At 65.6% G+C, this 21,770-nt stretch carries 21 protein-coding genes and 2 pseudogenes; 16 read left to right on the plus strand and 7 right to left on the minus strand.

All coding sequences use genetic code 11. The features are described from left to right. The first annotated feature begins 10 nt into the window (after positions 1-10). Entirely contained in the window at positions 11-922 is a 912-nt protein-coding gene (gene trhO, locus JIM94_RS03205; protein WP_200252867.1) for an oxygen-dependent tRNA uridine(34) hydroxylase TrhO, read from the plus strand. Between the two features lie 69 nt (positions 923-991). Next, positions 992-1,291 (plus strand): antibiotic biosynthesis monooxygenase family protein, encoded by a 300-nt coding sequence (locus JIM94_RS03210; RefSeq protein WP_200252869.1) that lies wholly within the window; start codon positions 992-994, stop codon positions 1,289-1,291. 4 nt (positions 1,292-1,295) lie between these two features. Here the strand turns inward: JIM94_RS03210 and JIM94_RS03215 are convergent, their stop codons facing one another. The 3 genes from JIM94_RS03215 to JIM94_RS03225 all read right to left on the minus strand — a co-directional run bounded on the left by JIM94_RS03215 (position 1,296) and on the right by JIM94_RS03225 (position 3,385). Beyond that, positions 1,296-1,781 carry a hypothetical protein gene (locus tag JIM94_RS03215; RefSeq protein WP_248702986.1) on the minus strand — a complete coding sequence of 162 codons (486 nt, stop codon included), beginning with the start codon at positions 1,779-1,781 and terminating at the stop codon, positions 1,296-1,298. A 94-nt stretch (positions 1,782-1,875) separates the two neighbouring features. Continuing rightward, positions 1,876-2,820, minus strand: coding sequence for a universal stress protein (locus tag JIM94_RS03220; protein ID WP_200252871.1), 945 nt, complete (start codon positions 2,818-2,820; stop codon positions 1,876-1,878). 112 nt (positions 2,821-2,932) lie between these two features. Next, the gene (locus tag JIM94_RS03225; protein ID WP_200252873.1) at positions 2,933-3,385 is read right to left on the minus strand and encodes a MarR family winged helix-turn-helix transcriptional regulator; all 453 of its coding nucleotides are present in this window, start codon (positions 3,383-3,385) and stop codon (positions 2,933-2,935) included. A 239-nt stretch (positions 3,386-3,624) separates the two neighbouring features. Here JIM94_RS03225 and JIM94_RS03230 point away from each other — a divergent pair, with 239 nt between their 5' ends. The 8 genes from JIM94_RS03230 to dnaB all read left to right on the plus strand — a co-directional run bounded on the left by JIM94_RS03230 (position 3,625) and on the right by dnaB (position 12,171). Continuing rightward, a complete protein-coding gene (locus JIM94_RS03230; protein ID WP_200252875.1) occupies positions 3,625-3,984 on the plus strand; it encodes a DUF5318 family protein in 360 nt (119 codons plus the stop codon). A gap of 103 nt (positions 3,985-4,087) precedes the next feature. Continuing rightward, the gene (locus JIM94_RS03235; protein ID WP_418904439.1) at positions 4,088-6,211 is read left to right on the plus strand and encodes a transglycosylase domain-containing protein; all 2,124 of its coding nucleotides are present in this window, start codon (positions 4,088-4,090) and stop codon (positions 6,209-6,211) included. A gap of 124 nt (positions 6,212-6,335) precedes the next feature. Beyond that, positions 6,336-7,907, plus strand: coding sequence for a glycosyltransferase family 87 protein (locus JIM94_RS03240; protein WP_200252880.1), 1,572 nt, complete (start codon positions 6,336-6,338; stop codon positions 7,905-7,907). A gap of 19 nt (positions 7,908-7,926) precedes the next feature. Continuing rightward, positions 7,927-8,106: a hypothetical protein gene (locus tag JIM94_RS03245; protein ID WP_234039456.1), complete on the plus strand. Its 180-nt coding sequence runs from the start codon at positions 7,927-7,929 to the stop codon at positions 8,104-8,106. A 178-nt stretch (positions 8,107-8,284) separates the two neighbouring features. After that, positions 8,285-8,572 (plus strand): 30S ribosomal protein S6, encoded by a 288-nt coding sequence (rpsF, locus tag JIM94_RS03250; RefSeq protein ID WP_200252884.1) that lies wholly within the window; start codon positions 8,285-8,287, stop codon positions 8,570-8,572. A 106-nt stretch (positions 8,573-8,678) separates the two neighbouring features. Then, positions 8,679-9,260 carry a single-stranded DNA-binding protein gene (locus JIM94_RS03255; RefSeq protein WP_200252886.1) on the plus strand — a complete coding sequence of 194 codons (582 nt, stop codon included), beginning with the start codon at positions 8,679-8,681 and terminating at the stop codon, positions 9,258-9,260. 130 nt (positions 9,261-9,390) lie between these two features. Further along, on the plus strand, positions 9,391-9,843 hold the full coding sequence (gene rplI, locus JIM94_RS03260) for a 50S ribosomal protein L9 (protein WP_200252888.1): 453 nt from the start codon (positions 9,391-9,393) through the stop codon (positions 9,841-9,843). Between the two features lie 840 nt (positions 9,844-10,683). After that, entirely contained in the window at positions 10,684-12,171 is a 1,488-nt protein-coding gene (dnaB, locus tag JIM94_RS03265) for a replicative DNA helicase (RefSeq protein WP_200252889.1), read from the plus strand. A gap of 91 nt (positions 12,172-12,262) precedes the next feature. Here dnaB and JIM94_RS03270 read toward each other — a convergent pair whose 3' ends face one another. Both JIM94_RS03270 and JIM94_RS03275 read right to left on the minus strand, forming a co-directional pair. Beyond that, on the minus strand, positions 12,263-14,557 hold the full coding sequence (locus JIM94_RS03270; protein ID WP_200252892.1) for a heavy metal translocating P-type ATPase: 2,295 nt from the start codon (positions 14,555-14,557) through the stop codon (positions 12,263-12,265). Between the two features lie 124 nt (positions 14,558-14,681). Continuing rightward, complete coding sequence (locus JIM94_RS03275; RefSeq protein WP_200252895.1) at positions 14,682-14,882, minus strand: heavy-metal-associated domain-containing protein; 201 nt, start codon at positions 14,880-14,882, stop codon at positions 14,682-14,684. Between the two features lie 236 nt (positions 14,883-15,118). Between JIM94_RS03275 and JIM94_RS03280 the strand changes: the two genes are divergently transcribed. Then, entirely contained in the window at positions 15,119-15,487 is a 369-nt protein-coding gene (locus JIM94_RS03280; RefSeq protein WP_200252898.1) for a thioredoxin family protein, read from the plus strand. A 184-nt stretch (positions 15,488-15,671) separates the two neighbouring features. Beyond that, positions 15,672-16,436, plus strand: a complete 765-nt coding sequence (locus JIM94_RS03285) for a PspA/IM30 family protein (RefSeq protein ID WP_200252901.1) — start codon at positions 15,672-15,674, stop codon at positions 16,434-16,436. Positions 16,437-16,503: 67 nt separating this feature from the next. Here the strand turns inward: JIM94_RS03285 and JIM94_RS11455 are convergent. Together JIM94_RS11455 and JIM94_RS11460 are read right to left on the minus strand one after the other, a co-directional pair. After that, positions 16,504-16,857, minus strand: a pseudogene (locus JIM94_RS11455) (NYN domain-containing protein); the annotation flags it as partial. Between the two features lie 480 nt (positions 16,858-17,337). Continuing rightward, positions 17,338-17,907: pseudogene (locus tag JIM94_RS11460) on the minus strand (NYN domain-containing protein); the annotation flags it as partial. Between the two features lie 338 nt (positions 17,908-18,245). On the opposite strand from JIM94_RS11460, the gene JIM94_RS03295 reads away from it, so the two are divergent. Genes JIM94_RS03295 through JIM94_RS03310 form a run of 4 tightly spaced genes read left to right on the plus strand, consistent with a single transcriptional unit; the run spans position 18,246 to position 21,749 of the window. Beyond that, positions 18,246-18,620: a GntR family transcriptional regulator gene (locus JIM94_RS03295; RefSeq protein ID WP_200252906.1), complete on the plus strand. Its 375-nt coding sequence runs from the start codon at positions 18,246-18,248 to the stop codon at positions 18,618-18,620. Further along, positions 18,617-19,528 (plus strand): ATP-binding cassette domain-containing protein, encoded by a 912-nt coding sequence (locus JIM94_RS03300; protein WP_200252909.1) that lies wholly within the window; start codon positions 18,617-18,619, stop codon positions 19,526-19,528. Before JIM94_RS03295 ends, JIM94_RS03300 begins: the two co-directional genes overlap by 4 nt. Beyond that, positions 19,525-20,658 (plus strand): hypothetical protein, encoded by a 1,134-nt coding sequence (locus JIM94_RS03305; RefSeq protein WP_200252911.1) that lies wholly within the window; start codon positions 19,525-19,527, stop codon positions 20,656-20,658. The genes JIM94_RS03300 and JIM94_RS03305 overlap by 4 nt, the downstream gene beginning before the upstream one ends. 11 nt (positions 20,659-20,669) lie before the next feature. Further along, on the plus strand, positions 20,670-21,749 hold the full coding sequence (locus JIM94_RS03310) for a hypothetical protein (protein ID WP_200252913.1): 1,080 nt from the start codon (positions 20,670-20,672) through the stop codon (positions 21,747-21,749). The last annotated feature ends 21 nt before the right edge of the window (positions 21,750-21,770 follow it).

Genomic DNA, 21,770 nt, shown 5'->3' on the forward strand with positions numbered 1-21,770 from the left:
CTTCCCCACCGTGGCCATCAGCAAGATTCTCCTCTACTACCGTTTCACCCCGATCACCGACCCTACGGCGGTGATGCTGTGGCAGCGCACCCTCTGTGAGTCGCTGGGACTGACCGGTCGGATCCTGATCTCCCGGCACGGTATCAACGGTACGGTCGGCGGTGAGCTCCCGTCGGTCAAACGGTATATCCGGGCGACCCGCGCCTATCCGGGCTTCCGGGACATGGAGTTCAAGTTCTCCGAGGGGTCCGCCGCCGATTTCCCGAGACTGAGTGTGAAGGTCCGTGAGGAACTCGTCGCCTTCGGCGTGCCGGGGGACATCGACGTCGACGACAACGGTGTCGTCGGTGGGGGCGTGCACCTGAAACCGGAGGAGGTCAACGAACTCGTCGACACCCGCGGTGACGAGGTCGTGTTCTTCGACGGACGTAATGCGATGGAGGCCGGTATCGGTCGGTTCCGGGACGCGGTCGTTCCGGATGTCGAGACGACCCACGACTTCATCGACGAGATAGAGTCCGGCAAGTACGACGACCTCAAGGATCGTCCGGTGGTGACCTACTGCACCGGTGGCGTGCGCTGCGAGGTGCTCAGTGCGTTGCTGAGGAAGAGGGGTTTCCGGGAGGTCTATCAGATCGACGGAGGTATCGTCCGGTACGGGGAGACCTACGGGAATGACGGTCTCTGGGAAGGTTCGCTCTACGTCTTCGACCGGCGCATGCACATGGAGTTCGGGGACGCGACGGACCACAACTTCGTGCAGATCGGCCGGTGCATCCACTGCGCCGAGGGAACGAACACCTACCGCAACTGCGCCAAAGGTCAGTGCCGGCGCCAGGTCCTCATCTGTGACGGCTGCGCCGGCACGGAGGCGGGGTCGTACTGCACGGGGTGTCGGTCCACGGTGTCCGTCGACGTCTGATCGGCGAGTGGGCTGCATCTCCACTTCCCCCGCTGCGGTGTGGTCCGGTTCGGGAGTAGGTTGGGGAACATGAGCATCGTCAAGATCAACGCAATCACCGTTCCCGACGGTCAGGGGCCCGAGCTGGAGAAGCGCTTCGAGACGCGGAAACACACGGTCGACAGTTCCCCCGGATTCGAGGGGTTCCAGCTGTTGCGCCCGGTCGCTGGTGAGGACCGCTACTTCGTGGTCACCCGGTGGGCGGATGAGGAGTCCTACGTCGCCTGGCGTGACGGTGACGCCCGTAAGGCGCACGCCGGCGAGAAGAAGCAGCCGGTGGCGACGGGGGCCGAGCTACTCGAATTCGAGATCGCACTCGAATCGGAGTAGTCCGTCAGGACGATCCGATGACGGCCATGGTGCCGACACTGGTGATCCACCCGAGGGTGAAGAGCATCAGCGGCCAGAGTGCCGCGAGCCACGGTCGCCAGCGTTCGTAGCGTGCCCAACGCCGGTAGGTGATCCAGGCGGCACCGAGGGTTCCGCCGGTCGCGACGATTCCCGGGATCACCGGGAAGAGGATCTCGTGGGTGCGTGTGCAGATCCAGTCCGCTGTCCCCGCGTCACACAGCGGTCCCCCCTGCGTGCGTGAGATCGTCGCCACGACGAACGCCGTGAGAAAGGTCAGTACCGGGACCGTGAAACCGTAGATGATCGCCTGCCGGGTCGACGTGTTGTTGCGTTCGAGCCGAAGCAGTGGATCAGCCTCGTAGTCCAGATCGGAGGAGCCCCGTCGCGGGGCCTGGTCCAGGACCGGATCGACGTGGATGCGTCGGCTGGCGTTGTCCTCGGCCCGGTCTCCGGGTGCGGTGTCGCTCACTGGTGTACCCATCTTTCCGGGTCGTCTGCTCGGTCACCTCCGACGATAGTCCCTGTCGGTGTGGCTCGTCCCTCCAGTGGCGCCACGGGTGGTGTCACTGCCCATGTGCCGGTTGGATGATCGCCGGTACCCGGGAGTGGCGGAGGATCTCGTTCGTGCTCGATCCGATGAACACCCGTTCGAGTGAACCCATGAGGGCGGATCCGAGATAGAGCAGGTCCCCCTTCTTCCACTTCACCGACTCGACGGCTCCCGACCATCCCCAGCCGGATCCGATCTCCGTGTCGACGCTGATCTCCGGATGCCTGTCGAGGGCGGCGTCCCGCGCCTGGTCCAGTACCGCGAGGGTGTGCTCACGCCATTCGACGAGGATCTCCGACTCCAGGTCGGTCGTGCTCTTCACCGGGGAATCGGCGATCCCCTGCGGTGCGAAGGACACGATGCGCAGCGGTACAGCCCAGCGGGAGGCGAGATCGGCGGCGTCGTTGAGGAAACTGCGGTCGTTCTCGGAGTCGATGAACGCGCAGTTGATTCGGGTAACCCCGTGGCGGGAGAGTTTCGGTGCGCGGGGTGTGAGCCCCAGGGGACGGGGTGATGAGTGCAGCAGTGCGTCGGCGGTGGAACCGGCCATGAAACGCCGTTTCGGGGCGGATCCGTGGGATCCGAGGAGAACGACATCGGCGTCGAAGTCATCGGCTGCCTGCGTCAGTAGCGCCGTCTCCGAGGGGCCGTCCGCGAAGACGGACACCGTCTCGTCCCACATTGAGTCGGGGAGGCCTGCGGAGGTCAGTGCCCTGCGGACCCGGGATTCACAGGCGGCGGCCTCCTTCTTGCGCCATTTCTTGTATTTTCCGCCGAGTCGGCTCAGTGAGGATGAGGGCCAGGGGCGGGTGAAAACGGTGACGGCCCTGACCCGGACAGGCGTGGTCCGGGCCAGCCACGCGGCGAACTCCACCGCTTCGGCTCCCGAGTCATCGGGACGCCACGCGACGAGAACGCGGATCGGCGGGTTCTCCCCCGGTGCGGCGTTCGTCGGCATACGTTGTCTCGGTTCCTGTCGGCGGGCTGTGGTGACGGTGCCATGATGACACGGTGGTGCGGGGTGTCACAGCTGCGGCAACCGTGTCGAGGGGGCCGGGGGTCGTGGAGGGTCAGGCGTTCTTCTGGTTGGCTGAGTAGCGTTCCGCCAACTCCGTGATGACGGGGATGATCTGTTCGGCGATCTCGAGCTTCTCCGGGCTCAGGGACGACAGCATCTCCGCGAGGTAGGTGGTGCGCTCATCCCCGACGCGCTTGAGCTCGGTCCGGCCGAGCTCGGTGAGCTGGACACGGACACCACGACGGTCGCTCGTGTCACGGATACGTTCCACCATGCCCCGGTGCTCCAGCTGGTGCAGGGCGTTGGAGGCGGTGGGCATTCTGATTCCCTCCTGGCGTGCGACCTCACTGATCCGTGAGGCCCCGTGTTCGGCGAGTCGCGTCAGAATCGTCAGCTGCGGGCCAGTCAGATCGGACTGCTCTGCCATGCGGAAGTAGGTCACGTAGAGCTTGGTCATTGCCGGTCGGATCTGGGCGGCGATATCCATCGGGGTTGCAGCAGTCATATTTCAATCTTAACTGCATGTTGTGACGGCTGTGCAACCCGGATTTAACCGCCCTACGCTGCGGTGTCCCCGCAAAAGACCTGTCCGTGCTGGTCCCGGGCCTTAGTGTGCGCTAAAAGTTAATTCATTAACAAAAGTAGCCTTCGTCGCCGACGTCGGATTTCCGGGGAGTCGGGGCCGGTTCAGTGGCGCGGCGGGTTCCCCGTCGTACCTCGGACGGACGTGGATAGACTGGCCTGGTGGTCAGGTATTCCGGAGAGGTCAGTCACCAGTGGGCGCGTCGTCGTCTCCTGGCGGACTGGCGGGCCGGAAAGGTGGCCCGGGACACGGTGTGTGACGGGGATTTCCGCCTGTTGGCGGCCTCCCGGTTCCACGGGCGGCGGATCGAACGGCACTGTCCCATTTGTGACGGTGATGATCTCCGCGTCGTTCTGTGGATATTTGGCGACTCATTAGGGAAGATGTCCTCTAGCGCCCGTAGCGTGGAGGAGATAGAGCGTTTCGCTGACGCAGGCCGGGAGTTCACGGTGCACACCGTCGAGGTCTGTCCCGACTGCCACTGGAACCACCTGCTCAGCGCCCGGGAGGTCGGACCGTGAACCGACCGTTGCCCGTGGCACGTGAAACCGACAGAGACAATCCGATGGAGTGGACACAAAGGTGACAAGAAACAACCGGTACGACAACAACGACGGGGATGAGGTGGAGAAACTGCACGCCCCCCGGCGTCGCCGTTGGATCCTCTGGTCCCTGGCGGTCGCGTTCGTCCTTTTCATCGTCGTTCCGGTGGGCGTGGCGGTCGCCGCCTACGTCACGGCCGATGTGCCGGAGCCCGAGGAGCTGGTGAACAAACAGGTCTCCAACATCTACGCGTCGGATTCCACCACCGAACTCGCCCGGATCGTTCCGCCGGAAGGCAACCGCGAGCAGGTCAATCTGGACCAGATACCCGAGTCGCTTCGCGGAGCGGTGCTCGCCGCAGAGGACCGTGAGTTCTACACCAACCCCGGATTCTCCGTCACCGGGTTCGCCCGGGCCGTCAAGGGGCAGATCACCGGTGATGACTCCGCCGGTGGTGGATCGACCATCACACAGCAGTACGTGAAGAACGCCGTGGTCGGCAATGAACGTTCCTATGAACGCAAGCTCAAGGAACTCGTCATCAGCGCCAAGATGGCCAATGAATGGTCCAAGAACGACGTTCTCGAGGCCTACCTGAACACCATCTACTTCGGACGCAACTCCTACGGTGTGGCGGCCGCCTCGGAGGCCTACTTCGGCAAGCCCCTCGCCGAACTCGTCCCCGCCGAATCCGCCGTCCTCGCCGCCTCCATCCAGCGGCCCAGCCAGCTCGATCCCTGGACGAACCGGACGGAAGCCGAACAGCGCTGGAACTATGTCCTGGACGGAATGGTGGCGACCGGGTACCTGTCCCAGGCGGAACGGGACGCCGCCGTCTACCCCGAGGTCGTCGACCCCGCCCTCAACCAGGCCTATGTCGAGGCCACCGGGGCCAACGGTCTGATCAAGAACCAGGTTGTCGCCGAACTCGAACAGATCGGGATAACTCAGGAGGACCTCGACACGCGGGGTCTCCGGATCACCACCACCATCGACATCCGGAACCAGAACGCCGCGGTAGACAGCGTGTCCCGGATCTTCCAGGGGGAGGACGAGAAACTGCGTTCCGCGGTCGTCTCCATCGAACCCTCCAACGGTGCCGTCCGCGCATACTACGGCGGAGATGACGCCGCCGGCTGGGACTACGCCAACGCCCCGATCCAGACCGGTTCGACCTTCAAGATCTACGGACTCGCGGCCGCCCTCCAGCAGGGCATCCCGCTCGCCACCATGTACTCCTCCGCACCGGTCACGACCGGCAACGTCACCGTCACCAACGTCGGCGGCAACGGTTGCGGCTACTGCACCATCGCGGAGGCCCTGAAGCGCAGCCACAACACCAGCTTCATCCGCCTCGAACAGGACCTCGAGAACGGATCCCAGGACGTCGCCGACATGGCCCACGCCCTGGGTATGGCCCGCTCGCTGCCCGGTTACCCCAGCACCCTCACGGAAAACGGTGGACAGCCCTACGAGGGAATCATCCTCGGGCAGTACGAGTCCCGCCCCTTCGACCAGGCCATCGCGCTGGCGACACTCTCCAACGAGGGTGTCTGGCATGAGCCCTACTTCGTGGAGAAGGTCACCACGGCGGACAACGAGATCCTCTACGAACACACACCCACGACAGGTCAACGCCGGGTCTCCGCCAACGTCGCCAACAACCTGATGAGCGCCATGGCCCCCATCGCCGCCTGGTCCAACCAGAACCAGCTCGCCGGAGGACGCGAGTCCGCATCCAAGACGGGCACCACCCAGCTGGGTGACACCGGTTTCAACAAGGATGCCTGGATGATCGGCTCCACCCCCCAACTCGCGACCGCGGTGTGGGTCGGCACCGTCGACAACACGCCGCTGCTCAACTACTGGGGCGGCAACATGTACGGCTCCGGACTTCCCGCACAGATCTGGAAGTCCACGATGGACCAGGCCCTCGAGGGGAAACCGTTCGAGTCTTTCCCGGCCCCCCAACCCCTCGGATTCAACAACGCACCTGCCCCGCAGTACGTGCCACCCGCACCGGGTTCCACCTCCCGGCCCGTTGAAGAGGGCCCGGAGACGGAGAATCCTGAGGCCGAACCGGGTGAGGAGGAAGGTGCAATCGAGGGAGGGGTGCCGGAGGTTCCGGGAGTCCCAGCCCCGCCGCCCCCGCCGGAACAGGTCGAGATCCTCCCCGGCATCAGCATCCCGAACATCTTCAACTGACCCGGACACCCGGTCCGCCACATGTGGCGGACCGGGTGTCTCCGGTTGGCGGTGATGCCCCGGTGAGCGAGAATGAAGCAGACCCCGAACCCGAACATCGACCAGGACACCAGGTACCAGAACCATGAGTGAACACCGGAGCACCAGATCGTCGACAGGCACGCGGCGTGACACGGCACGGATCCAACCCGCCCACGATGAGCCACTCGCCCGGGATTTCACGGCGTTCCTCGGCGGTCCGATGGGGCGCTTCACCGCGCCGGGCACCGCACGGTTGTTCACCCCGCTCCGGGTCCTGATCTGTGTCGGACTGGTCTTCCTGGCCCTCGGCTGGCTCTCCAAGGCGAACTGCATCAGCGGAACCGCAGGTGACGACGGCGTCTTCACCATCGACTGGTCCGGAAGCCGTCAGTTCCTCTCCGCCTGCTACACCGACATCGTCCCCCTCTACGGCAACACCGGACTCAGTGAAGGCCATGCGCCCTACGCGCATTCCTGGACGGACTCCGACGGGTCCCGGCGGTACACGCAGTACCCCGTACTGGCCAGCCTCCTCCAGTGGGTCACCGCGCTGGTGGCCAGGTCTGTCGCCCCACTGGTTGCCGCCACGGGGCTGCCGGTTCCCGCCGCGGCGGTCTACTTCAGTCTCACGGCAGCGGTACTGGCACTTTTCTGGATCCTGGTCGTGCGGTCGATGGTGTCGCTCACCGGCAACCGGGTCTGGGACACCCTCCTGGTCGCGGCGTCACCCCTGATCGCCGTCCACGCCTTCACCGACTACGACATACTCGCCGTCGCCGCAGCGGTCGGTGCGCTCCTCGCTGCGGCACGGAGGAAACCCGTCGCCGCAGGAATCCTCATCGGTCTCGGTGTGGCGGTGAAACTCTGGCCCCTGTTCCTTCTCGGAGGATATCTGGTGCTCGCCGTCCGTCATCACCGGTTCCGCCCGTTCCTCACCATGACGGGTACCGCAGTGGTCACCTGGCTCGTGGTGAATCTCCCGGTCATTCTCATCTTCCCGGACGGTTGGCGGGAGTTTCTCCGGGTCGGTGTGAACCGGGCCGCGGACTGGGACACCGTCTACTCGGTCGTGCAGCGTTCGACAGGGTGGTCCGGCTGGGACCACGGTGGCCCCCCGACGGTTCTGAACACCGTGTCCGGTGTGCTGTTCGTCGTTGCCTGCATCCTCATCGGGGTCTTCGCCGTCCGCACCCGCCGAACCCCCCGTGTGGCGGAGATCGTGTTCCTGATTGTCGCCGTGTTCCTGCTGGTCAACAAGGTCTGGAGTCCCCAGCATTCACTGTGGCTGGTGCCACTGATCGTGCTGGCGTTGCCGAAGTGGCGGATCGTCATCGCCTGGATGCTCTCCGAGGCGCTTCTCTGGCCGGTCAGGATGTGGTTCATGGCCGGGGAGGATGCACTCGGGGCGCCGGCGGGACTTCACGGTGTCGTGGTTCTCGTCCGTGGCGCCCTCGTCATCGCGCTGGTGGTCCTCGTGGTCCGACAGATGCGGGGGCGGAGTGTCGATCCGGTGCTCACCGCGCACGATGGTGTGGACCCGTTGGCCGGTGACTTCATCCCGGACGGTGACATCGGGTCCGTCACCGGATCGACCACTGTGTCGGAGGAGCCGGCGGATGCGACGGCGGCGGTGTCTGGCAGCGTCAGCGCGAAGGGGAGATCCAACCGTGGATAACACCGCGGTCATCGTCACCATGACGAGTGTCTTCATCGGTTTCCTGTTATTCGGGGGTTCCTACGCGAGCTTCAGCTACCGACGCAGCCCGAAACTGACCTGGACCCTGTTTTCCGTCGCGATCTTCTTCATCACCGTGATTCCGACCGTGATCGCGGTGTTCTGGGCGACACTGTTCGCGGGGTCGGGAGCGGGCTGAGATGCTGCCGGGAGCAGGCGGCGGACGCTGACCCCGGGAAAGGATCGTTCTGCGTCGGCTTCGCGGTGCCCATGCTGCTGGTGTAGGCTGGTGGGGTTGCTGACGCAACGAACCCTCCTGCCGCATCACAAGGGTGCGGCCGATCCAAAACACTAGACCACAGGAGGTGATGAGGTCCGTGCGTCAATACGAACTCATGATCATTCTCGACCCCTCCCAGGACGAGCGCACTGTCGCCCCGTCCCTGGACAAGTTCCTCGAAGTCGTCCGCAAGGAAAACGGCACCGTGGAGAAGGTTGACATCTGGGGCAAGCGTCGCCTGCAGTACCCGATCAACAAGAAGGAAGAGGGCATCTACACCGTCATCGAGCTCACCTGTGAGCCGGCGACCGTGCAGGAACTCGACCGTCTGCTGAACCTGAATGACAGCATCCTGCGCACCAAGGTGCTGCGGGCTGACCGTTAAGCAGGGACACTGGTAGGGAAAACTCTTTTCCCGCACGCAGTCCCACCACCAGTGGTGGGCGGTGAACCCCCAGTACACGAGTCACAAAGGAAGGTCGTTCAAGGACATGGCACAGGGAGACACAAACATTACGGTGGTCGGCAACCTCGTCGCCGACCCGGAGCTCCGGTTCACCCCTTCGGGGGCGGCCGTGGCCAATTTCCGTATCGCCTCGACCCCCCGCCGTTTCGATGCTGAGTCGAAGCAGTGGGTCGATGGTGAAGCCCTGTTCCTGACCTGCAACGTCTGGCGTCAGGCAGCTGAGAATGTCGCGGAGTCCCTGAGCAAGGGAATGCGCGTCATGGTCACCGGTCGGCTCCGTCAGCGCTCCTACGAAACCCGTGAGGGTGAGAAGCGCAGTGTCTTCGAGGTGGAGGTCGACGATGTCGGACCTTCCCTGAAGTATGCGACGGCGCAGGTCGCGCGCACCCCCAGGGGTGGCGGCAGTGCCGGTGGCGGAAACTTCGGTGGCAACACCGGTGGCGGAAACTACGGCGGCGGCAACGCCGGCGGTGGTTTCGGCGGCGGCCAGAACACCGGTGGTTTCGGTGGCGGCAACGCCAACCGCGCCCCTGACAATGACCCGTGGAACAGTGCGCCGCAATCCGGCGGTTTCGGTGGTTCAACCGATGACGAGCCCCCGTTCTGATCCTGGCCTCACGGTCACAGAGCGAATACGGGGTGCGTCCCAGCATCAATCATCCACATAATTCCCGCTCCCCGGAGCTCCACGCAGGTGGTGCCCGGTTCGGTGGGAAGCAGAACGAAAGGCAGGGATCATGAAGCTGATCCTCACCGCCGCCGTTGACAATCTCGGTGTCCCCGGGGACATCGTCGAGGTCAAGGCCGGCTACGGACGTAACTTCCTGCTTCCGCGTGGCTACGCCATCGTTGCGACCCGCAACGCGGAAAAGCAGATCCAGGACATCCAGCGCGCCCAGAAGGCCCGCGAGATCCGCGATACCGACCACGCTCGCGAGGTCAAGGCTCAGCTCGAGCAGCTCACCGGCGTCTCCATCGCCGTGCGCACCTCCGACAAGGGCAAGCTCTTCGGCTCCGTCACCGCAGACGACATCGTCGATGCAGTGAAGAAAGCCGGCGGCCCCACCCTGGACAAGCACAACGTCAAGCTGGCGAAGGGCACGGTCAAGGCGACCGGCTCCTACCAGGTCGACGTGAAGCTGCACGGTGACGTCACCGCGCCGATCAACTTTGAGGTCGTCTCCGCCTAAGAAAGGCGGCCGGACGGCGGCCGGCACGAAGTGCCGGCCCAACGACAACAGCAGCCACGGCCTCCGCCTTCTCCCCCACCGACACACCATCTGTGTCCGGGAGAGAGGACGGGGGCCGTGGTCTTTGTCTGTGACGGTCGCGCCGCCGGGTGGTGCTTCCGTCTTCTCGCCGTGTCGCGTGACCGTGGGAGATGCGGGGAGATCGTCGCCTGGCGGGACAACGGTTCCCTGCACGGCCCGCCACCGTCGTCCGGATACCGGCACCGCATTGTGGATAGCCGTGTGCGTCAGAGATGCAACACACCTCGCTGACCGGCCGGAATCGGGCTAACCCCCGGACCTGGCTCATGTCAAACCAGCTGGTGAGAGCTGGTTATCCACGAAAAAGGAAGAGTTGTCAACAGCCTATTTATGGCACTTGACCTGCGTCTTCATCTGAAATTAAGCGAAATTTAGCAACGTTGTCCACAAGTTGTCCACAGGCCGTGTGGGGAATCCCCAGCGCAGATCCGGGATCTCCCGGAACTTGTGCACAGGCCCTGTGGACAACGTGCCTGTCGGAGCGCCGGGGACGGGGCCGGAAACCACGCCGGGGTGCGGGCGCCGGACCGCCCCGCCGGCCGGTGTCCGCGACAGCCGGGACGGTACTGAACCAACCCGTTACGGGACACACGAAAATAACCGTTTTACCGCAACCGGTACTGTGGGCCTGACACGTGGTGGCGTGGACCGGCTCACCGGTGGCGGGCCGAATCACAGTCGGGACCGGCCCCCTGTTCGGTCGGTACGTACGGCACCGCAGCAACAACAGATCCTCCAGACAGTGAAAGGTGCACCGCAGTGACCTCCGGTTTCAGTGACACCAGCTTCGACGACGACTACGTCCCCCCGGAGGAACCCGTCGACGACGGGGGCGGCGCGGACTTTGTTCCCTTCGACCGGGCCCCCCGGGGGCGGTCCAGGTTCCGGTCCGAATCCGGGGAGGAGGCCGAGAAGAAGTTCGGCCGTGTCCCACCGCACCATCTGGAGGCGGAGCGCAGTGTCCTCGGCGCCATGCTCCTGTCGACGGGGGCGGTCACGGACATCGTCGAGGAACTCACCCCGGAGGACTTCTACCGTCCCGCCCACCAGATCATCTATTCGGTGATCCTGGATCTGTTCAGTGAACAGAAGGAGGTGGACCCGATCATCGTTTCCGGTCGCCTGGACCGTCAGGGGGATCTGGATCGGGTCGGTGGGGCGCCTTATCTGCACACCCTGATCTCCTCCGTCCCCACGGCGGCCAACGCCCGCTACTACGCGGAGATCGTCGCGGAGAAGGCACTGCTGCGCCGTCTCGTCGATGCGGGCACCAAGGTCGTCCAGCTGGGTTACGAGGGGACGGAGACCGCCGAAGCGGACACGGTGCTCGATCTGGCGCAGCAGGAGGTCTTCGCCATCGCGCAGCGGAAGACCACCACGGACTACGCGGTGCTGGCGGATGTCCTCGAGCCGACGATGGAGGAGCTCGAGGCACTGGCCACCCACGGTGGCCTGGCCGCGGGCATCCCGACAGGATTCGTCGATCTCGATGAGCTGACCAACGGTCTGCACGGGGGACAGATGATCATCGTCGCCGCCCGACCCGGTGTCGGAAAGTCGACCCTCGCCCTGGATTTCATGCGCTCTTGTTCGGTGAAGCACGGAAAGGCGTCGGTGATCTTCTCACTCGAGATGTCGAAGTCCGAGATCGTGATGCGCATGCTGTCGGCGGAGACGGAGATCAAGCTGACGGACATGCGTTCGGGGAAGATGACCACGGAACAGTGGCAGCGGATGGCGGAACGGGTCGGCAAGATCGCTGACGCCCCCCTGTTCATCGATGATTCCGCGAATCTGACGATGATGGAGATCCGGTCCAAGGCCCGCCAGCTGAAACAGAAACACGATCTGCAACTCATCGTCGTGGACTACCTCCAGCTCATGAGTTCGGGCAAGAAGGTCGAATCCCGTCAGCAGGAGGTCAGTGAGTTTTCCCGGCAGCTGAAGCTCCTGGCCAAGGAACTCGACGTCCCCCTCGTCGCGATCTCGCAGCTGAACCGTGGACCGGAGTCCCGGACCGACAAGAAACCCCAGTTGGCCGACCTCCGTGAATCCGGTTCCCTGGAGCAGGACGCGGACATGGTGATGCTGCTCTATCGGCCGGATTCGCAGGACAAGGAGGATCCCCGCGCCGGTGAGGCCGACATCATCATGGCGAAGCACCGTGGTGGTCCGATCGGTACCGTCGCCGTGGCGCACCAGCTGCACTACTCCCGCTTCCGGGACCTGGCCCGCGGTATGGGGTGAGGGTACGGGCGGCATGAAGAAGGTGGGGACGGTGACCCGTGGTCACCGTCCCCACCTGTCGTTGCGGCGGTGTGTGGTGTGTGTCCGCCGGTCAGCGGAAACCACGCAGACGGAGGGAGTTGGTGACGACGAACACGGAGGACAGTGCCATCGCCGCCCCCGCGAGCATCGGGTTGAGCCACCCCAGAGCAGCCACCGGGATCAGGATGACGTTGTAGCCGAACGCCCAGAACAGGTTGCCGTGGATCGTTCTCAGCGTCGCCCGGGACAGTCGGATGGCGTCGGAGACCCCTTCGAGACCGTCCCGCATGAGTGTGATGTCACCGGCCTCGATGGCGACATCCGTACCGGTTCCCATGGACAGCCCGAGATCGGCCTGTGCGAGGGCCGCCGCGTCATTGACGCCGTCACCGGCCATCGCCACACTCCTGCCCTCGCCCTGGAGACGCCGCACCTCGGCGACCTTGCCCTCCGGGAGGACCCCGGCGAGGACATTGTCCGGGTCGATCCCCACCTCACGGGCGACCACTGTCGCGGCACCCCGGTTGTCTCCGGTGAGCAGCACCGGGGTCAGCCCGAGGTTCTTCAGTGACCTGATCGCCTCGGCAGAGGTTTCCCGGACACGGTCGCGGACGGTGAGGACCGCGACCGGTGAGTCGTCGATGTGCAGAACCACCGGGGTCGCGCCGTCGGACTGTGCATCTTCCACGGTCTTCGCGAGTATCCCGGGAAGTCCGGTGTCGGGGCGGAGTACCGCGATCGACCGTCCGTCGACGACCGCACCGACGCCACTGCCCGCATGGGAGGTGAAATCGGTGAACTCCGGCAGCGCTCCCCCACTCCCGGTGGCCTGGTCCGCTGCGGCGGCCACGATGGCCCGTCCGACCGGATGCTCACTACCCTGCTCCACCGCGCCGGCCAGGCGCAGTGCCTCCGCACGGTCGATGGCTCCCGTGGTCGTGACACCCGACAGCGTCATCTGGCCGGTGGTGACCGTCCCGGTCTTGTCCAGGACGATCGTGTCCACCCGTCGGGTGGATTCGAGTACCTCCGGTCCCTTGATGAGGAGCCCCATCTGGGCGCCCCGACCGGTACCCACGAGCAGTGCCGTGGGGGTCGCGAGTCCGAGGGCGCAGGGGCAGGCGATGATGAGAACAGCCACCGCAGCGGTGAAGGCCTCAGCCGTCGTCGAACCGAGGAGAAGATGCGCGCCCAGTGTCACCAGGGACACGGCCATCACGACGGGCACGAACACCTGGGAGACGCGGTCCACGAGGCGCTGCACGGGGGCCTTGCGCGACTGTGCGTCGGTGACCATCCGCCCGATCCGTGCGAGGGTCGTCTCTCCCCCGACACGCGTCGCCCGCACCACCAACCGACCGGAACTGTTCACGGTCGCACCCGTCACCGTGTCGCCCGGGGTGACGTCCACCGGTACCGACTCCCCCGTCAGCATCGACTCATCGACGGAACTCCTTCCCGAGACGATCACCCCGTCGGTGGCGACCGTCTCCCCGGGGCGGACGATGAACTCGTCGCCGACGGTCAGCCGGTCCACCGGTATCCGCTGTTCCCGGCCGTCGACGAGGACGGTGGCCTCCTTCGCCCCGAGAGTGAGCAGCGCACGCAACGCCTGTGACGAGCGTCCCTTCGCACGGGCCTCGAACCAGCGCCCCAGAAGGAGGAACACGATGACCATCGCGGCGGTGTCCAGGTAGATCTCACTCAGAGCTGAACCACTGTCGGCCAGGAAGTGGAAGTGCATCGTCATCCCGGGTCGACCTGCGTCGCCCACGGTGAGGGCCACGATCGACCACACCAGTGCCGCTGTGGTCCCCATGCTGACGAGGGTGTCCATCGTGAATGCGCCGTGCCGCAGGTTCGTGACCGCGGCACGGTGGAACGGCCATCCACCCCAGAAGAAGACGGGGACCGTCAGCGCGAGCGCGACCCACTGCCAGTGGTCGAACTGGACGGAGGGGACCATCGACAGCAGCATGACCGGAAGGCCGCACACGGCGGAGACGATCAGTCGACGTCGCAGATCGGCGATCTCCTCCGTTCTCGCCGCGTCCGCCGTATCCGGTGAAGGGGTCGTGCCCTCCTCCCCGTTCGTGTCCGATCCGGCGGAGGACACGACGGTCGCTCCGTACCCGGTCCGCTCCACGACCGCGACCAGATCCTCCGGGGAGTGCAGCGTCGGATCGAAATCCACGGAGGCGGTCTCCGTCGCGAAGTTCACCGTCGCGGTGACACCGTCGAGACGGTTGAGTTTGCGCTCGACCCGTCCCGAACAGGAGGTGCACGTCATCCCGGTGACGGAGAGATCTGTGTGGACGGTGCCGACGGGGTCGGTGGGACCGGTGGATCCGGTCGGATTGTTCATGGGTGCTCCTGTTCGAGGGGGAACCGCTGTGGCGGTTCCGTGAGATCCGGGGAAAGATGACGCCGCCCGGCCGTCGGAACAGCGGGGCGGCGTCACCATCAGAGGAAAACCGGGAGAAGGACGGTCAGTCGACGACCTTGTAACCGGCCTCTTCGATCGCGGTGGAGACGGCGTCATCGGTGAAACCGTGTCCGCTCACCGTGACCACGCCCTTGTCGAGGTCGACGTCGACGCCCTGGGCGCCCGGGACGGTCGACACCTCCTCGACCACGGCATTGCTGCAGTGCTCGCAGGTCATTCCCTCTACGCGGTAGTTCTTGGTCATTGTCAGTCCTGTCCTTTCGCGTCGCCGTCACATCCGCCGGTTGGCGTCCCCCGGGACTGGTCGACCTGTTCCGGCCCACGTGCCCTTCGGGTACCGTGACGGTGCGGTGTGGTTCCACCCGCACAAACTACCCCAGTTCGTCCGGTTGCCCGCAACAGTGGCGGGAATACCGCCTGAGGTTCCGGTGTTGAGCGGGGTGCACTGTACTTAACCAGAGAATCCGGAGTGAATATTCCATGGCCACGATTGATGTAACTGAAGCCACATTCGAAGAGACCGTCACCAAGGGCGGAATAGTTCTCGTCGACGTCTGGGCATCCTGGTGTGGCCCCTGCGTCCGGTTCGCCCCGACCTTCGAGAAGGTCTCCGAGGCGCATCCCGAGGCCGTGTTCGCCAAACTCGACAGTGAGGCGAATCAGGGTCTGGCGGCCGCCCTGCAGATCCAGTCGATTCCCACGCTGATGATCTTCCGTGACGGAATCCTCGTGTTCCGGGAGTCCGGTGCGATGTCGGCCGCCGCTCTGGAGGACCTCTACACGCAGGTCAGTGAACTCGACATGGAGCAGGTCCGGAGCGAGATGGCCAAGGAACAGCAGTCTGAGTGACGGACCGGCCACCCCTTTCCGACCCCCTCCCGGGGTGCCCAGGCATCCTGAGGGAGGGGTTTTCGTGCTTTCTTGGCGCGACACGGGGAGCGGGGGTGGTTGACGCGGCTAGACTGGGGGTGTCAAAAGCCGCTGTGACGCGGCGACGCCCCACGGTCCCAGGGAAGAGAGTCGAGAGCAGATCATGGCCAACACATTCGCGAAGGGATGGAAGTACCTCATGGCGTCCCTGGACAGGAAGATCGAAGACAACGCCGACCCGAAGGTGCAGATCCGGCAGGCCGCTGAGGCGGCCAGGGAACAGCACGAGAACATCAGGAGTCAGGCGGCCTCGGTCATCGGGACCCGTAGCCAGCTGGAGATGAAGCTCAACCGTCTGCTCGCGGACAAGGAGAATCTGGAGAATCAGGCGCGTGCCTCCCTCCGGGCCGCGGACGCGGCCTCGGCGTCCGGTGAGTCCGCACGGGCGGCGGACCTGATGGCCGGCGCGGAGGTTCTCTCGACCCGGTTGGTGGCGGTGGAGACCCAGATCGAGGAGACCACGGCGCTGCACGGGCAGGCGGTGAAGGCGGCTGAAAAGGCTGAAGTCCAGGTCCGTGAATCGGAGGCGCGGCTGCGGGACCAGCTGGATCAGATCCAGAAACTGCGTACCCAGGTCGACCAGACTTCGATGCAGGAGACCGTCAACGAGTCCACCGGATCGATGGACGGTGTCGCGGAACCGGACTCCTCCGTGCCCACCCTGGATGCCGTCCGGGCCAAGATCGAACGTCGTTACGCCGACGCCCTGGGATCCCAGGAACTGCTGGAGAACTCCGTCGCCGCGCGGATGACGGAGATCCGGGACACCGGCCTCGACATGAAGGCCGCGGCCCGGCTGGAGCAGATCCGGGCCGAGATGAAGAAGCCCGAGATCACCGAGGGGCCCGGTAACCCGGCTGACCGGTGAAGAAGCGGTGGCCGCCCGGTCGGATCAGATCCGGACGGGCGGGCACCGTCGTCCGCGTCGCGGTCGCTCAGCGGCGGGAGACGTGGAGCAGCACACCCCGGATGCCGGAATGGAACCCGTCCCGCAGGTTGACCCGCTGGGATTCCGTGAGGGTGTACTCGTGCAGTGTCTCGCAGGCGAACTGGAGGAGTGGACGGTCGATCTCCGGGGGGAGACCACCTCCGCACAGTTGATGGGCGTTGGTCCGCTGCTCCCCCGTCGCCGCGTTGTCGAACCACCAGCTGGCGTACTGCTGTCCGACGTCGAAAGGGGTCTGGGAACCGTCGGAGGCCCAGACCTCGCTCGGTAGGGGCACGTACCGGGAACGGAGTTTCCGGCGCGGCGCCATCATGGACGGGTTCGGGGTGGGACGCGGTTTCGCCACCTTTTCCGGGACGGAGGCGGAGGCGTCGGTGGCGTCCGGGGATTCCGTCCGGACCACGGGGTCATCGGTGTCTTCGGTGCCACCGGAGGCCGAGGTGTCCGGTGTCTTTCCCGGAGGTACGGGAGGCGTCGGTGGCGGTGTGGCGGCCGTGGTGGCGGTCGGTGCGCGGAGAGCTCCGGTGCCGGGCCTCCCGGGGTGGCCGGTGCCCGCGTGCGTCGACGGTGAGGCCGTCTGTCGTACGGCGGTTGTGCCGGGGCCCCGGTCCTCGGTCGGTGGGTCGGGCACATCGACCTGGTTGTCCCCGGATCCCCTGGTGGGTCTGTGGCCGATGGTGCCGGGGGTGGGCCGGTGGTGGGGTCCACCGGCCTGTTCGTCCTGCTCCGCGCGCTCGGGCGACGACTGCGGTGTCTCCCCCGGATTCGGGACACAGGTGGGGCCTGTTTCCTCGATGGGTTCGGCGTCCCCGATCGGTTTCGTCCTCACGACCGGTGGGAGGGGCCCCTCGAGGACCTGGAGTTGCATGCATTCCGCGAAGTCCTCGCGGGGGTCGAGGATGGTGGTGGAATCGCAGGCGTAGCGCAGTGCCGAGGACATGGAGTCCCAGCCGAATCCGTAGAGATGGACCCGGAGACCCGCTGCGGTGGCCTCCTGGACGCCGGGGAGCATGTCGGCGTCACCGGAGACGAGGACGATGTCGGAGCACTGGCCCCGGAGTCCGGTGAGCACCATGTCGGCGACCAGGCGGGTGTCGACGGCCTTCTGGGTACGGCGTTCACCCCACTCGATGAGTTGTCCGGCGCGGAGTTGTACCCCGTCGCAGGTGCGGAGGGCCCGCTGGTACCGGTGGGGGCCGGAATCGGGGATCCCGTCGTACCACATCTGTCGTTGGATCGGTTGCCCCAGCTGGTTCTGGATCATCGTCCCGAGGACGGCGACGACCTCGGGAAGATCTATCTCCAACTGGGCGCGTGCCCCGGTTTCCCACGAGTTGTAAAAGCTCGCGAGCAGGTAGGACGTATCGACGAAGACCTGTGTGCGTTCAAGCATGGCTCCTAATTTCCGTTCATTGTCTTGCTAAATCCGTTTAGTCACTGGTGTCCAGCATGCCTGAAACGGCGTGGTTGCGTCGATGTTCGGAATGAGGGACCCGGGGCTTCTCAGCTGCGTTTCCGTGTCTCGGCAGCGCAGGCCGGGGTTCGATGGACATCCGGATGTCCCCGGGCGGTGCCACTCACCCGTTCGGGGGGTGGTCGGGTGGTGATTGCACCCCCGTATCCGTCTGATTCGGCCCGTCGTTGCGGAACGTCGGAGCCGGCTCTATGGTTAGTTACACAAGTAATCAACCAACTAACTGATCTGTACGGAGCGAGAACGGAGAGCGGGCCATGGAGGAAACGACCCTGCCGCTGTTCCGGCAGATCGCCGCACTGGTCGAGGACTCCATCGTCGACGGCTCCCTCGTCGCCGGCGAGCGGGCGCCGTCGACCAACGAACTCGCGGCGTTCCACAACATCAACCCGGCCACGGCCCGCAAAGGCCTCACCCTGCTCGTGGATACCGGGGTGCTCGAGAAACAGCGCGGAATCGGCATGTTCGTCACAGCCGCGGCCAGGGAGACGATTCTCCGGCGTCGTCGGGAGGCGTTCGCCGCCGGTTTCCTGGCCCCGCTCATCGACGAGGCCGTCAAACTCGGGATGACCCGGGAAGAACTGCACACCCTCACCGACCAGGTCGCGGAAAGCCGAGGACTCTACTCATGAACCACAACGACAACGCAGTCATCAACGCGGACGACGTCACCATCGGATACGGGAAGACGCCCGTGCTCACGGACCTGAGTGTCGCCGTCCCGGACGTCGGAATCCACGCGCTCGTCGGGCCCAACGGATCGGGCAAGACCACGCTGCTGCGTGCCATCGCCGGCCAGCACGAGACGAACGGCGGCAGACTCACGGTGTTCAACGCCCCGCCCTTCGACAACGCCGAGGTGATGGACCGGGTCGTGCTCATGGGAGCCGACGTGCCGCTGCCGGGGAACTGGAGGGGGCGCAGGCTCCTGGAGATCGGGGAGGCACGCTGGGCCACCTTCGACATGGCGCGCGCACTCGAGCTCGCCGAACTGTTCGACCTCGATCTGGACAAGAAGTATTCGGAGTACTCGACCGGACAGAAGTCCATGCTCCAGGCCGTCATAGGGCTTGCGGCCCGCTGTCCCGTCACCCTCCTCGACGAGCCCTATCTGGGGCTCGACATCGAGCGTCGCAGGGTGCTCTACACCGAGCTCCGGGCCGATGTGGAGCGACATCCCCGAACGGTGCTCCTCTCCACCCACCAGCTCGACGACGCAGCGGCCGTCATCGACTCCGTCATCGTCATCGGTTCACGCTCTCTGCTCTTCACCGCCGAGGTCGCCGACCTCAATGAGAGCGTGCTCTCCGCGACCGGGCCGGCGTTCCGCATCGACGCGCTCGTCGAGGCGCTCGGATCCACCGGGACCGTCCTCGCCCGCGAGAAACTCACCGGGCAGGAGCGGGTGATTCTCGACCTGCGGGGCGCCACCGCAGACGCCGTCGACTCCCTGTGGGCGAGGGCACGCGAACTCGGTGTCCGTGTCCGGGCCGCAGACCTCGAGGACGCGGTCACCGCCCTGGCGGGTGATGCCGGATGACTTCCCGCGTGACCCCGGGCGGCGGTGTGGACCGCCGACTGATGCTGACACTCGGCGACTGGCGCCGCGCAGGACTCATCCTCGCCTTCATCCTCGCCGACTACGTGCTGCTCACCGGTGTGCTGATGATGTTCGTCGAGGACGGCGACCGGTGGAACGTCCTCTACATCGGACTCGTCCTTCTCTCCGGTGCACTCGTGTGGCTGCGCACCCCGGCCGACGGCTACCGGGCAATGAATCTCACCGGGGCGGCCTGGAGAAGACACCACATCGTGCGCTCGGCGGTGTTCACCCTGATCACCGCCCTCGTCGTGGCCCTCGTGGTCGTCGTACCCGGCTTTCTTCCCCCGCGCGCTCTCGTCCCCGTCGGGGTCATTCTCGCCGCGGCGTTTCTCGTGCAGGTCTGGCGGGGGCGGTCGATGCCGGAGTCCCGGTCCCGGGCCGACGACGGGAAACCGTGGTGGTTGACGGCGGACCTCGGGATGAGCCGTGGAACGCTGATCGGCTCCTCCCCCACGGCCCAGGTCATCCGCGACCCGGTCCTCCGCTTCACGGTGATCGTCTGGGTCGGGGTACTGGTCTACCTTCTGATGATCCGCCTCCTGCCGTGGGGCGATTTCCGGGAGGCCGATGACCTGGTCTTCGTCACGATCATGGTGCTCTCCTTCTCTGGGAGCATGGCGTCCCTGGCTCCCCTGGCCGCGAGGGCATGGCGGGCGTACGGCTGGCCGCGACGGGACTTCGTCCGCGACTGGAACGTCACGACACTGCTCAACCTTCCGGTGGCGCTCCTGGTCTGGACCGCCGCGTGGGCCGTGGCGTTCCGGGGCACTATCTCCTTCCACGAGGGGATCCCCGTCTTCCTCGCCGTCGGACTCCTCGCCGTCGGCGGGATGGTGCTCGCACCGTGGGCCGTCGGCCGGAACGCCTGGTGGTACGCGAGCCTGGTGGCCGTGTACCCCGTCGCCTTCGCGACGGCCGCGACGGACGTCCGGGTCGTATCCGGAGCTCTGGCGGGACTCACGATCTGGACGCTCATCCTGCTGTTCGTGATCTCCCCGCGGCTCGCCGGAACCACCGACCTGAACGGAGCGACGTTCCATGAGCGGTTCTCCGGTAATCGACGATGAGGAAGGGTGCGTTGACCGTGAAGACAACGGGTGGTTCATCGACCGCGATCCTCTGCCACGCGAACCCCTGGGTCCCGCCTGCCCTGGCGACCCTGGTCTCCGCCGCAGGTCTCTACGGGTACCTCTTCACGGAATATCGGCCGTACGCGTGGACCGCGTGGGTCGCTGCGGCATTCGGTGCGGTGCTTCTGGCGTCCACCGGTGACGCGGACACCTACCGGGCCTTCAACCTCGACCACGCGACCTGGCGTCGCCACCATCTTCTCCGGGTGGGGCTCTACGCGGTCATCCTCTCCGCCTGTGCCCTGCTCAACTGGCTCATGCGCGGCGAGGGCGTCGTTCTGGTGAGCATCGTGTTCTGGGTGGTGGCCGTCGTCATCCAGGTCCTGAACTCGCGGACCTGGCCGGTGGCGCCCCGGACGGCGACGCCGAGGTCGGGAGATCCGGCGATCAGCGGTGGTGGCCCGCGCCGGGCGTGCCGGGCGGTCATCGCCGGAAACGTCGTTCAGCGGAACCTCATCGGCTGGGGACTCACGGCCGTCGCCGCGGTCATCATCGGTCTCACCGACATCCGGGTGAACTGGACGATCCTGCCCCTGGTGACGGTCATGACGGGGCTCACCTCCGACGAGCGGCCGGACCGGTGGATGGCCTTCAACGGTCGCCGCCGGACCTGGCTGCGGGAACGGACACGACTGGCGTTGCTCCATCCGGTCGTGGCCGCGGCCGCGTCCTTGCCGTCACTGTTGATCGCGAACCCGGATGACCATCTGCTCACGGGGATCTGCCGGTGGATCGCGGTGGGGTTCCTGATCGCCGCCATCGACATCATCCTTCCCGTGCTCACCGTGTGGTGGGCGCCCTATCTCGTCGTCATCATGGGTCTGACGGGTATTCCGGTCCTGTTGCCCGCGGACACCGGTTTTGATCCGACCCTCTATCCCGTGGTCGGGGTGGGCTTCCTCATCGTCAACTACATCGTGGCCGACCGGTGGCTGGTCCGGCGTTGGCGGCCGGGGCCGAGGGGGGTTGGCGGATTGGTTGGGCATGAACACCGGCAGGGCAACCAATACGGGATGAGTGGCGGGTGAACATCCAGAAAACTGCCGGTA

This window comes from Corynebacterium pygosceleis (genome assembly GCF_016595275.2).
Taxonomy (GTDB): domain Bacteria; phylum Actinomycetota; class Actinomycetes; order Mycobacteriales; family Mycobacteriaceae; genus Corynebacterium; species Corynebacterium pygosceleis.